Below are 13556 nucleotides of genomic sequence, written 5' to 3'. Positions count from 1 at the left end.
TGAAACAAAATTTAATCGTTCAATATAAGCAATGCATCTCCGAAGCAACCGAATTTGTATCCAGCCTTGACAGCCTTGTCGTAAGCCTCCATGATAAGGTCGTAGCCACCAAATGCCGTTGTCTCCATCAGCAAAGTAGAATACGGGTGATAGAAATTAACGAGCATAGAGTCTGCCAAACCGAAGTCGTAAGGCGGAAAGATGAACTTGTTTGTCCAACCATCGTATTCCTTCAACATACCGTCTGTACCTACGGCAGTTTCCGTTGCCTTCACAACACTTGCACCAACGGCACACACGCGATGGTTGGCAGCTTTCGTTTCGTTCACTATTTTGCAAGCCTCGGCAGAGATGTGCATTTCCTCGGAATCCATTTTGTGCTTCGTTAGGTCTTCCACTTCAATGTCGTGGAAGTTGCCCAAGCCGCAATGCAAGGTGATGTAAGCAGCGTGAATGCCTTTTATCTCCATCATCTTCATAAGATGTTCGGAGAAGTGGAGGTTTGTTCCAGGTGCAGTAACCGCCCCTTCATGCTTTGCAAACACCGTCTGGAAGTTCTCCAAGTCGTCAGCGTCGGCGTGCGCAAAATCCTCGTCGGCACCTTTCGGACGGTTGTCTATGATGTAGCGGGGTAGTGGTGCCTCGCCCAAAGCATAGAGTTCGCGCTTGAATTCTTCGTGCGAACAATCGTAAAGGAAGCGGAGTGTACGACCACGCGAAGTTGTATTGTCGATTACTTCGGCAACCATAGCTCCTGATTCATCGAAAAAGAGCTTGTTTCCGATACGTATTTTGCGGGCAGGTTCTACCAGAACGTCCCACAAACGCATCTCTTGGTTCAGCTCTCGCAGCAAGAATACTTCTATTTTGGCATCGGTTTTCTCTTTCGTTCCATAAAGACGAGCGGGGAAAACCTTCGTGTCGTTGAATATAAAGGTGTCGCCTTCATCAAAATAATTCACTACATCTTTAAAGCGGATATAGTCTTCTTCCTTAGGCTCACCCTTTATTTTCTTGTTGTTGTACATGTCAATCGTTCCCGATTTCTTATGCACAACCATCAAGCGGGCTTCGTCTCTACGCGTTACTTTGAATACTTGACTTGTTCCATCAGCACGGTTTAATACTCGTTCTGACGAATGTGGATACAAAGCAACTTGCTCTTCAGGCAAGTTAAATTTAAATTGCGAAAGCTTCATTTATCTACTATTTCTATATTCTGTTCGTCCAACCATTCTTTAAAATGATCGTAATTTATACATTCTTCTACTTTTATATCACCTACACGGGTGCGTCGGAGTGCAACAAGATAAGCACCGCTGTTGATGGCACGACCCAAATCGCGTGCCAAAGCACGTATGTAAGTACCCTTGCCGCAAACAACTCGCAGTGTGAGTTGCATCTTCTCGGCATCGAAACGGGTAATTTCTATTTCGTCTATCCTTATTTTCTTAGGCTTCAGAATGATGTCTTCGCCGTTTCTACGATAGTCGAAAGCACGTTGTCCATTCACTTTTACAGCACTGTAAGTAGGCGGTATCTGCTCAATGTTGCCGATAAACTGCTGCAATGCCGTTTCTATCAGCTCTCTTGTGATATGTTCTGTGGGAAAAGTTTCGTTTTCCTCGTGCTCCATATCGTAGCTTGGTGTGGTCGCTCCCAACTGCATTGTAGCAACATACTCTTTGGTATGCGTCTGCAAAGTTTCTATCTGCTTGGTCATTCTGCCTGTTGCAAGAATGAGAACACCTGTAGCCAATGGGTCGAGCGTACCGGCATGACCTATTTTTACACGCCCTCCTTGTATTTTAGAGCATAGATAGCGCACGTGCGCCAATGCTTTGAAACTTGTTATTCCATACGGTTTGTCAATAGGAATAAGCACACCTTCCTTGAAATTCATACGTCCCTGACTGAAGCGTTTAAACGTTAATCGACCATATTCAGCGACATTCCAGAAAGCAACATCGCCAAAAGGATAACACCAACGATGACACGATACCAACCAAAGGCTTTAAACCCATATTTCGTAAGGAAGCTGACAAACCACTTCATAGCAAATATGGCAACTGCAAAAGAAACCACACAGCCTACACCTAATAAGAAAAGGTTGTCGCTTGTAGCCCATTTTACATCTCCTTTCATCATATCGTACACGTCAAGAATAGTTGCGCCCGCCATAGTCGGCACGGCAAGGAAGAACGAAAACTCTGCTGCTTTCTTGCGCGTAAGTTTGTTTGCCATGCCACCAACAATGGTAGACATAGAGCGGCTCATACCGGGAATGACCGAAAGGCATTGGAACAAACCTATGGAAAGAGCACGTTTAGGCGTTACTTCGTTCTCTTCTCTACCTTTATTAAATATTTTATCGCAGAACAACATAAAGATACCACCCAGCACAAGCGTTATGGCTACCACCCAAATAGAGTCCAACAACCAATCGAGCAAGCCGCTTTTCTTGGCTGCCAAGCCTACAACAACAGCGGGTAGCACACCTATGACAAGTAATTTGTACAGTCGCCACATATCAGACGTAAAAGAAAAGAACTTCTTCCAATACAAACAAACAACCGAAAGGATAGCTCCAAACTGAATGATGAAAGTAAAGGCATGGACAAAGGGATTACCCTGCTCTACGCCCAACAGGTGTTGAGTTATTATCATGTGGCCTGTTGAAGAGACTGGCAAGAACTCTGTTAATCCTTCAACGATGGCTATAATAATCGTCTGAAGTAAATCCATTATCCCTCTGTGTCGTCTTTATGCCGTGGTTGATACATTATTGCCCCAATAATAGATATAAATCCGATAAAGGTAACTACAGGAGCAATCTTTATACGCATAGTGCTGAATATCTCTGGGTCATACTTTGTTTCTGTAGAACCACTGCCACTCATTAATATAAAACCTAAAATAACGATGGCTACACTAATAGCCAACATTATAAAATTGATTCTACCAAATGCTAAATTCTTTTTATTCATTTCGTTATAATCTATGAAACGCTACCTAACTGTCTATATGTAACGCAATAAAAACACGTATTTTCTTAAATCTTATACAAGGAACTTGCTTTCATTCTCAAGAACTTATTTACTGAAAGCCATGAACAGAAGAACGTTATCAGGATACCAAAAGCCATCATAATGATGGCTGTAACCACCATAACATTCGTGTTCAAAACTATCGAAATCTCCGGGTCGTAGTTATGCAATAGGTACATTCCAATACCAAGCACGATTATTGCGACCAACGCAGACACGAAGCCTTGCAACACTGCTCGCCGCAGGAAAGGCATACGTATGAAATTCCACGATGCTCCAACCAATTTCATTGTATGTATGGTGAAGCGTCGGGAATATATACTTAAGCGTATAGTGTTGTTAATTAAAGAGAACGACACTACTGTAAGCAGAGCTGCTATGATTAATAACACGATACTTATTTTCCCCAATTTCTGATTAACACTTTCAACAAGATCTTTTCTGTAAGTAATTTCATAGACACCTTTATATGCCTTCAGTTGTGAAGCGATGGCTTTAATAGAGTCGTTATTGGCGTAATTTGCTTTTAAGCGCACTTCTATCTCTGCCGTGAATGGATTTTCACCGGCAAACTCTGCCGGATTGGCTCCCAACTCTCGTGTACCTTCCTTTAGAGCTTCCTCCTTGGAAATAAAGTTTAGGCTACTTATATAATGCAACTGGTCTACACGTTCGCACAGCGCCGCACTCTCTTCGTTGCTCATGTCAGGCTGAAGAATCATTGTTATGGTAAGATTTTCCTTTACGAATTGGCTAAGGTTACGGCCTGTAAACACCGTTAAAACAACCATACCAATTAAGATTAGTACCATTGCCGTGCTTATGCAGAGTGTTACTATTTGTAAACTATGAGGCTTTCCAACTTTTTTATGTCTTTTCACCATCTGAAATACTTTTGTAAGTATGTACACAACTAGGTTGCAAAGATACTGTAAAATAAGGTAATGACAAAGGATTTTATATTTTATTTACACACGTAACAAAAATTCTGATATTGCCTCTTCCCTTTCCAAGCAAAAAGACACAACCTTACCAACCGAACAAGACGAAACAAGACAGATCCTTTAGCCGCATATTCTCCGTTTGCAAACAAACCTTAAATCAGCGACTGAATTATTAATCTTCCGAGCCTCGGCTCCGAAGTTACGGGCACTTTTCTGCACCACAGCAAAAGTTTTTGCAAATTCTCGCTCTTTTTACGTGCTACTTTAAGCCGCTGAAAAGCAAGCTGTTGCACGCTTATTGGGTAGTACTGTGCAACAAATACAGCTTGTTTGTATGGCAAAATAAGGGTTTTTCGCCTTATTTTGCACACAATTTCAGCATAAATATAGCCCAAATGGCTTGCAAAAGCGGCTGTTTTGCACTGCAAAAGAGCCGCTTTGGGTCGGTAAGAGCTATGCTTTCACAAAGTAAAACAATCTATTTTATAAATTCGTTTCTTTTTTATCGCTTTCTTTTTCTCTATTTCACCCTTTCCAGTTGTGTTAAATTTATTACGCCATTTACTGGATTTCAGAACAATAAATACGAACTGTCCAAAACGCAAACACTCCGCTTTTGAATCCAGAAACTATCTGTTCTACGATGTTAAGAAACATTGTAAAGTGCTTTTTTTAAATACATTACGGTTTAATAGTAAATTGTTTATTGTTTATTTGGCATTTTAATGAAATATAATTACTTTTGCAACTGACAACTAATGCAACTTATAAGATGAGGAAAAATACCCAAACAACTCTACTACTATTGTTTTTCTTTACATCATTAGATATGATGGCGCAAAGTATTAAAGGAAAAGTTGTGGACACGCAAGGTGCGCCCATTGAATTGGCGAACGTTTGTCTGCTTTCAAAAGCCGACTCTTCGTTTATTAGCGGTGCAGCAAGCAAAGCTGATGGGGTATTTACCATTGAAACAAAAAGTATTGATGGCATTTTGAGAGTTTCGTGTATGGGCTACGAAACAAAATACTCAGACTGCCATTCTGCCGATGCAGGCACCATTATATTAATGCCAAGCAGTAACGAAATGGCTGAAGTTGTGGTGAAAGGCAACAGGCGTCTTTATACAATGAATGCAGGAGGACTTACGTCTACCATACAAGGCAGTGCGTTAGCGAAACTGCCTTCACTCTCCGACGTACTCAACCAGCTGCCTTTCCTTAGTGCTTCGGACAATGCAATCACCGTATTAGGGAAAGGTAAACCGCTTGTTTATCTTGACGGAAGGAAAATAACAAGTAATGCGGAACTCGTAGGGTTGAAAGGCAATCAAATAAGAAATGTGCAGGTAATAATGAACCCGGGTAGCCGTTACCCGTCAAATGTGGGAGCAGTGATACGCATTACAACAATTCGTACACAAGGCGATGGTTGGTCGGGGACAATGCAATGGAACGGAAAAGTAAACCATAATTTTGCCCAAAACGATTTTCTTAAACTCAACTACCGCAAGGGAGCATTTGATATTTTCGGCTCTGTTTATTACCAAGAAAACAAATCAGACGAGGAGCAAACCAACGATGCAGCGTTTAATTACAAGGGGGCAACGATTGTATCGCATAATTCAAACAAACAAAATAGCAAGGGTAGGTATCTTGTTTCGCAGGCTGGTACAAACTATGTATCGCTCGATAACAGCTTTTATGCAGGACTGAAGTATATATATTCTCGCACCATAAAAATCCCCTTCAACCTTTATTCTACGCTAACATCGTCCGACTTGGAAGGCAATCATACATTTAACAGCTATTATTTCCAAAACAATTATGGTGGAAGACATAATGCAACAGCCTATCTTTTGAAGACTTTCAAGAACAAATGGGAGGTGGAAACGAATGCCACTTACGCTCGTATCGACCTTACAACCGATTTGAACACTACCGAAATAGAACACAACAAAACAACAACAGTTGGCAGCAAGAACAATCGAAAGACAGATATGTTTGCCGAAAACGTAATGTTGTCAAAGTCAATGCCTATCGGTAAGTTTACATTTGGCGAGGAATACACTTACACCAACAATACACAAACCTTTGAATTAGCCGACCCTGACCACACTTCTTCCTTGACATCGAATGACAATCAGGCAAAACAAAACTCGTTGGCACTATTCAGTGAGTACAGTAAAGCGTGGAAACATTGGAGTACCAATGTTGGATTACGGTACGAGTGGGTAGCTTTCGATTATAGATTGAATGGCGTTAAACAAGATGCACAATCGAAAAAGTACGGCAACTTATTGCCAACGCTTTCTTTAAACTATTCTAAGAGCAGTTTCGGAACTACTTTATCGCTCCGCTCCATCATTGCACGTCCGTCGTATATGCAGTTAAGAGCCAGCCGAGCTTATAACAATCGCTATGCCTATGAGGGTGGAAATCCGTCCTTGCAGCCTGCAAATATCTACGACTTGGGGTTACTTCTGCGCTATAAAGACTTGGTCTTGAGTTCAAACTACATTATTTATAAAAACGCAATATCGTTTTACGAAGAAGTATTAGAAGACAAACCGGTTCGATTAAATTCATTTATAAACATTGATTACCAAAGTTTCAATCTTATGGCATCTTATGCTCCAACATTCGGAATATGGAAACCGTCGGTAACATTTCAGGCTTATTTCCAACAGCTTGAATACAATGGTATGAAGTATACAAAACCAATTGCGAAGTATTCTTTCAAGAATTTATTTTCATTTCCAAAGTCTTACACTGCCACATTGAACTTTTCGGGATATACAGCAGGCAACGACGGACTGCTTTACTATAAACAGAACTTCACGACATCAGCATCATTAATCAAGAGTTTCCCTTTCGGCTTGATGGTGGCATTAAGCATGGAGGACATATTCCACACCTCGCGAGAACGTTGGACAGTGAAAACACCAGATATTGAAGCTGCCAAATGGTTGAAAGGCGATACACAATCTTTCACCCTAACCCTTCGCTACAGTTTCAATACAGCACGTAGCAAGTATAAAGGAAAGGGTGCAGGCAACAGCGAAATCAACCGTTTGTAGGAATAAAAAGGAAAGAAAAACACTGTATTGGCAGTTCTATGCAATTCCGAAAGAAATGTTTCTTTCGGAATTAAATATGCTTTGGTTTGTGCAAATGCTAAGCTAAAAATGTGTAACTTTGCACTCTCAAATAGTTAAATACAGTATGCGAGACTTGACTGATGCCGAATTGGCAAAGCTGATAGACAAGGATATATTTCATAAAATCTCTGATGCAGCCGACAAACTCGGCTTGGAATGTTACGTTGTGGGCGGTTATGTCCGCGACTTATTCCTTGAACGACCTTCTAACGACATAGATGTCGTGGTGGTGGGGAGTGGTATCAGCGTTGCCAACGAACTGAAAAAGACAATTGGAAAGCGGGCTCATATATCAGTTTTCCAAAACTTTGGCACAGCACAAGTGAAATTTGGCGGTATGGAAGTGGAATTTGTCGGCGCACGCAAGGAAAGCTACAGCCACGACAGCCGTAAGCCAATTGTAGAAGACGGTACGCTGGAAGACGACCAAAACCGACGCGACTTTACCATAAATGCAATGGCAGTGTGCTTGAACAAGAGCCGTTTTGGCGAATTGGTAGACCCATTCGGCGGTGTAGACGACCTTTGGGACGGCATTATCCGCACTCCGTTGGACCCCGACATAACTTTTTCGGACGACCCTTTGCGTATGATGCGGTGTGTAAGATTTGCCACACAATTGGACTTTTTCATTGAGGACGAAACCTTTGAGGCGTTGGAACACAATGCCAACCGCATAAAGATTGTGAGTGGAGAACGTATTGCTGATGAGCTGAACAAGATAATGGCAACACGTACGCCGAGCAAAGGCTTCATAGACTTGTATCGTTGTGGCCTTCTCCAAATTATCTTACCCGAACTTGTAGCAATGGACGTGGTAGAGACACGCAACGGCAGAGCACACAAGAACAACTTTTTCCACACATTGGAGGTGCTCGACAACATATCAAAAACAACTGACAACATTTGGTTGCGATGGGCTGCATTGTTCCACGATATAGGTAAACCGAAGAGCAAACGTTGGGACCCTGTTGCAGGTTGGACTTTCCACAGTCATAATATAATAGGTGCAAAGATGATTGCATCTATCTTTAAACGTCTGAAATTACCGATGGACGCCAAGATGAAATATGTGCGCAAGCTGGTAGATCTGCATATGCGCCCTATCATCATAGCCGACGAGGAAGTTACAGACTCTGCTGTCCGTCGCCTGATGAATGATGCCGGCGATGACATTGACGACCTGATGACGCTTTGCGAAGCTGATATAACAAGCAAGAATGCTGCACGCAAGCAACGTTTCTTAGACAATTTCAAGACCGTTCGTGAAAAATTGGACGACCTTAAAGAACGCGATTATAAACGATTGCTGCAACCATGTATTGATGGAAACGAGATAATGACATTGTTTAACTTAAAGCCCAGTCGTGAAGTGGGAGAGCTAAAGAAAACACTAAAAGATGCCGTTTTAGATAACAGTGTGCCTAACGAGCGCGAACCACTTATGGATTTGTTAAAGAAAAAGGCGGCAGAGATGGGACTGATGTAGAATATTTTGCTTACATTCGGAACGTATTGAGGGTACTATTTATGTCTAAACAGTACTCGCAGAAATAAGCTTGGATTAGTCAAAACATATTTATAGCTTCAATTTGAATGTAATTATTGTTAAATATTGAAGTTGTTTTAGACTGCAATTGAAGTAAAAATATTATCTTTGCACAAAGAAAACTTATTAACCCATTTAAGTTTTTAATAGGAATGGTAGTATTTAAAGAGTTGATTATTAAGTAGAACATAAAATAAGAAAGATAACAAAATACAGATAGAAGTATGATTAAAAGCAAGTTTTTACTGTTGGCAGCAATAGCCATAACAGTGCTTTCGAGTTGCGGTGGTAACAAGAGACAATTGCCTACAAGCAACGAATATCCAGTAATAACAATTGGTGCAGCAAATGCACAAATGAAAACGACCTATCCTGCAGTGCTCAAAGGCATTCAAGACGTAGAGATTCGTCCGAAAGTAAGCGGTCTCATCACAAAGCTTTATGTACACGAAGGCGAAACTGTTCGTGCCGGTCAGGTTTTGTTTGTTATTGATAATTCAGTGTACCAAGCTGCGGTTCGCCAAGCCGAAGCTGCCGTAGCGTCAGCTCAAAGTGGCATTAGTCGTGCTCAATCAACGGTTGTACAAGCACAAGCTGCCCTAAACTCTGCACAAGCACAAGCAGCAACGGCACAATTAACCTATAATAACAGCAAAAACTTATACAGTAATAAGGTTATTGGCGATTACGAATTGCAGAGTGCAAAGAATGCTTACGAAACCGCACAAGCATCTGTAAACCAAGCGAGGAGTGGTATTCAAACTGCCCATTCAGGAGTTAAGCAGGCTCAAGCAGCTTTAAAACAAGCACAAGCTGGACTTGCTTCGGCAAAAGATAATCTAAGTTTCTGTTATGTAAAGAGTCCTACCAATGGTTTTGTAGGTAGTTTGCCATATAAAGAAGGTGCATTGGTAAGTCCATCATCGCCAATGCCTGTAACAACCATTAGCGATGTATCTACAATGGAAGTGTTCTTTTCTATGACCGAAGCTGACGTTCTTGCTCTTTCTCGCAACGACCATGGCTTAAGCAATGCTATCAATAATTTCCCTAAGGTAAGCCTTCAGCTGGTAGATGGTTCCATCTATAACCACGAAGGAATAATCGTCAAGACGAGCGGAATGATTGATGCTACAACTGGAACAATAAATGTCATTGCACATTTCCCTAATCCGGAACACCTGTTGAAAAGCGGTGGTAGTGGTAAAGTTGTAATTGCAAAGAATAACAACAATGCTTTGGTTATTCCACAAGAAGCTACCGTTCAGGTTCAAGATAAGATTTTTGTCTATAAAGTAGACGACAAAGGCAAAGTACATTATACCGAAATCCAAGTTAACCCAGATAACGATGGTGTGAATTATGTAGTTACTTCAGGCTTAAAGATTGGCGATAAGATTGTTTCTAAAGGTCTGACCACATTGCAAGACGGTAAGGAGATAAAAGCCTTAACTCCTGCCCAATACGATGAAGCATTGAAAAAAGCAGCCCGACTTGGAGAAAATCAAAGTTCAGCAGGTGGATTCTTAAAAGCAATGAAAGGTGATGATGATAAGAAATAGATAGTAAAATAAAAGGATTATGACTTTCACTAATTTTATAAAGCGTCCAGTACTATCAACAGTAGTATCCATATTTTTCGTGCTATTGGGTATGATAGGATTGATTTCGCTGCCAATTGAACAGTATCCGGATATTGCGCCACCAACCATTTCGGTGATGGCAAACTATCAAGGAGCTGACGCACAAACTGTATTGAACTCCGTTGTTACTCCATTGGAAGAGAGTATAAACGGTGTTGAGAATATGACTTATATACAATCAACGGCTACCAACGCTGGTCTTGCAATGATTACGGTTTACTTCAAGCAAGGTTCCGACCCTAATATGGCGTCAGTGAACGTGCAGAACCGTGTATCGCAGGCACAAGCCTTGCTACCAGCGGAAGTTACGCGTGCAGGTGTAACCGTGTCGAAACGTCAGAACTCGAACGTTGTGATGTATACATTAACAACCGACGATGGTCGTTACGACGACGAATTCCTCACAAACTACAACGCTATCAACATTATACCATTGCTGAAACGTATCAATGGTGTAGGCGATGTGCAGAATCCGGGTATGAAAACCTACTCTATGCGTATATGGTTGAAGCCCGAAAAGATGAAGCAATATGGTCTTGTGCCAAGCGATATTTCAGGTGCATTGGCTGAACAGAACATCGAAGCGGCTCCGGGTTCGTTCGGTGAGCAGAGCAATACGAAGTACGAATACACGATGCGATATAAGGGACGTCTCAAGACCGAAAAGGAATATGGCGACATTATCATATCAGCAAACAACAACGGACAAACCCTTCATCTTCGTGATGTAGCCGATGTGAAACTCGGTGGATTGATGTATTCTGTATCAATGCTGAACAATGAAAAGCCAGCAGTGGTCGGAATGGTTCAGCAAATTGCAGGTTCGAATGCCACGCAGATAGCAAAAGACGTGAAGGCAGCACTTGCAGAAGCACAGAAAACAATGCCTCCAGGAATGAAAGTAGTAATACAGCAAGATGTAACAGACTTCTTGTTTGCCTCTATGGAAGAAGTTATCTTCACGCTCTTCCTGACTTTGGCGTTGGTATTCCTTGTAGTTTATGTCTTCTTGCAAGACTTCCGTTCTACATTGATACCGATGATTGCCGTGCCAGTGGCGTTGATTGGTTCTTTCTTCTTCCTATGGATGTTCGGTTTCTCTATCAACTTGCTGACGCTTTCAGCCCTCTTGCTGGCGATTGCAATTGTGGTGGACGACGCCATTGTGGTGGTCGAAGCTGTCCATGCGAAGCTCGATTTGGGCTATAAGAGTTCGCTAACGGCAGCTATTGATGCGATGAACGAAATCTCAGGAGCCATTATTTCCATTACATTGGTAATGGCAGCCGTGTTCGTTCCTGTATCTTTCATGAGTGGAACATCAGGTACGTTCTATCGTGAGTTTGGTGTTACGATGGCTGTGTCTATCATTATATCTGCAGTGAATGCCTTGACGCTTTCTCCAGCCTTGTGTGCTGTCTTCTTAAAACCTCACAACGAGGAAGAAAAAAAGAAGTTAAGCCGCATCGACCGTTTCCATCTTGCATTCAATACACAGTACGAAAAGATTAATACGAAGTACAAAAAATCGGTTGAGAAGATTATCAACAACCGCCTCGTAACTGGTGTTTCTGTTGTTTTAGGTATTGTGGCATTGGTTATTACAATGGCAACCACCAAGACAGGACTTGTCCCTGACGAAGACACAGGTGTACTTTTTGCTACCGTTTCTTTGGAACCGGGTATGTCGCAGACTGAAACGCGTAAGGTAACGGAGCAGATTGATAAGATGTTTAAAAGCAATCCATACATTGAAACCCGTGCCCAAATCATTGGTTTCAACTTCATTGCCGGTCAAGGTTCAGACCAAGCGACCTTCATTCTCAAGTTAAAACCGTTTGAAGAAAGAAAGTATGGTTTGTTTGACCGTATCAAAGCGGTATTCGACGGTGCTGGTATTGCAGGCTTATTCATCGACCCGACATCTTCTAATATGATATTGGGTATGATTTACAAGCAGACTGCAAGCATCAAGGGAGCACGTATATTGGCATTCGGACCTCCTATGGTGCCTGGCTTTACGATGGCAAATGGTCTGTCCATTTCAATGGAAGACCGTACTGGTGGCGATTTGAACAAGTTCTTCAACATTACGCAAGACTATCTGAAAGCACTGGGTGAGCGTCCTGAAATCGGCAAGGCAATGACTTCGTACAATCCTAATTATCCTCAATATATGGTAGATATAGACGTGGCTAAGGCTAAACAAGCTGGAACTTCGCCTTCCGCTATCCTTTCTGTATTGCAAGGTTATTACGGTGGTATGTACGCATCAAACTTCAACGCTTACGGTAAGCTGTACCGAGTAATGATTCAAGGAACTGTGGAAAGTCGTATTCACGAAAGCGGATTGAGCAATATATATGTCAGAACCAAAGGTGGAATGGCACCAGTGGGTGAATTCTGTACTTTGAAACGTGTGTACGGCCCTTCTAACATTGCCCGTTTCAACCTGTTTACAGCCATTAACATAAACGTGCAAGCTGCTGACGGCTACTCATCGGGCGATGCTATTAAAGCCGTAGAAGAGGTTGCTGCCGAGAAACTTCCTGCAGGATATACTTACGAATTCTCTGGTCTGACACGTTCAGAGCAAGAAGCTTCCAACTCAACAGCCATCATTTTCGTTCTATGTCTTGTCTTTGTGTACCTTATTCTAAGTGCGCAATACGAAAGCTATATCCTTCCGTTGGCGGTTATTCTGTCTATCCCATTCGGTTTGGCGGGTGCTTTCCTCTTCACAATGCTATTCGGACACAACAACGACATCTATATGCAGATTTCGCTTATTATGCTGATTGGTCTGCTGGCAAAGAACGCCATCTTGATTGTAGAGTTCGCATTGGAACGCCGCCGTACAGGTATGGCAATTAAATATGCTGCCATTCTCGGTGCCGGTGCGCGTCTGCGCCCTATCCTTATGACCTCTCTTGCAATGGTTATCGGTCTGTTGCCATTGATGTTTGCAAGCGGTGTGGGCAAGAATGGTAACCAAACACTGGGTGCTGCTGCCGTAGGTGGTATGTTTATAGGTACGCTTTGTCAGGTGTTCATCGTTCCTTCGCTCTTCGTTATCTTTGAATACTTACAGGAAAAGTTTAAGCCTATGTCGTTCGAAGATGAGGAAAACAAACAAGTGGCAAAGGAATTGAAACCATTTCTTGGTGGTCCAGCAGAGAGCTACGAGGTAGAAGAGTAAAGATTACTAACGAA

Annotated in this window: 9 protein-coding genes; 4 read left to right on the top strand and 5 right to left on the bottom strand. The window is 42.0% G+C overall.

What is annotated here, in order from left to right; genetic code table 11:
* Positions 1 to 11: 11 nt before the first annotated feature.
* The 5 genes from queA to RDV52_RS10275 form a co-directional block, all read right to left on the bottom strand.
* Positions 12 to 1199 carry a tRNA preQ1(34) S-adenosylmethionine ribosyltransferase-isomerase QueA gene (gene queA, locus RDV52_RS10295; RefSeq protein WP_004365634.1) on the bottom strand — a complete coding sequence of 396 codons (1188 nt, stop codon included), beginning with the start codon at positions 1197 to 1199 and terminating at the stop codon, positions 12 to 14.
* The gene (gene truB / locus RDV52_RS10290) at positions 1196 to 1903 is read right to left on the bottom strand and encodes a tRNA pseudouridine(55) synthase TruB (protein ID WP_004365635.1); all 708 of its coding nucleotides are present in this window, start codon (positions 1901 to 1903) and stop codon (positions 1196 to 1198) included. The genes queA and truB overlap by 4 nt, the downstream gene beginning before the upstream one ends.
* A gap of 26 nt (positions 1904 to 1929) precedes the next feature.
* A complete protein-coding gene (locus tag RDV52_RS10285) occupies positions 1930 to 2745 on the bottom strand; it encodes an undecaprenyl-diphosphate phosphatase (protein ID WP_004365636.1) in 816 nt (271 codons plus the stop codon).
* A complete protein-coding gene (locus tag RDV52_RS10280; protein ID WP_004363276.1) occupies positions 2745 to 2987 on the bottom strand; it encodes a DUF3098 domain-containing protein in 243 nt (80 codons plus the stop codon). The genes RDV52_RS10285 and RDV52_RS10280 overlap by 1 nt, the downstream gene beginning before the upstream one ends.
* Before the next feature lie 65 nt (positions 2988 to 3052).
* The gene (locus RDV52_RS10275; protein WP_004363277.1) at positions 3053 to 3931 is read right to left on the bottom strand and encodes a cell division protein FtsX; all 879 of its coding nucleotides are present in this window, start codon (positions 3929 to 3931) and stop codon (positions 3053 to 3055) included.
* 832 nt (positions 3932 to 4763) lie between these two features.
* Here RDV52_RS10275 and RDV52_RS10270 point away from each other — a divergent pair.
* The 4 genes from RDV52_RS10270 to RDV52_RS10255 all read left to right on the top strand — a co-directional run bounded on the left by RDV52_RS10270 (position 4764) and on the right by RDV52_RS10255 (position 13542).
* On the top strand, positions 4764 to 7070 hold the full coding sequence (locus tag RDV52_RS10270) for a TonB-dependent receptor domain-containing protein (protein WP_004365638.1): 2307 nt from the start codon (positions 4764 to 4766) through the stop codon (positions 7068 to 7070).
* 145 nt (positions 7071 to 7215) lie between these two features.
* A complete protein-coding gene (locus RDV52_RS10265; protein WP_004365639.1) occupies positions 7216 to 8640 on the top strand; it encodes a CCA tRNA nucleotidyltransferase in 1425 nt (474 codons plus the stop codon).
* A 284-nt stretch (positions 8641 to 8924) separates the two neighbouring features.
* A complete protein-coding gene (locus tag RDV52_RS10260; RefSeq protein ID WP_004365641.1) occupies positions 8925 to 10262 on the top strand; it encodes an efflux RND transporter periplasmic adaptor subunit in 1338 nt (445 codons plus the stop codon).
* A 19-nt stretch (positions 10263 to 10281) separates the two neighbouring features.
* Entirely contained in the window at positions 10282 to 13542 is a 3261-nt protein-coding gene (locus tag RDV52_RS10255; RefSeq protein ID WP_004365642.1) for an efflux RND transporter permease subunit, read from the top strand.
* Positions 13543 to 13556 lie beyond the last annotated feature (14 nt).

Origin of the sequence: Prevotella nigrescens, from assembly GCF_031191185.1 — a bacterium.
Taxonomy (GTDB): Bacteria; Bacteroidota; Bacteroidia; order Bacteroidales; family Bacteroidaceae; genus Prevotella; species Prevotella nigrescens.
This window is presented reverse-complemented; position numbering and strand designations above follow the sequence as displayed.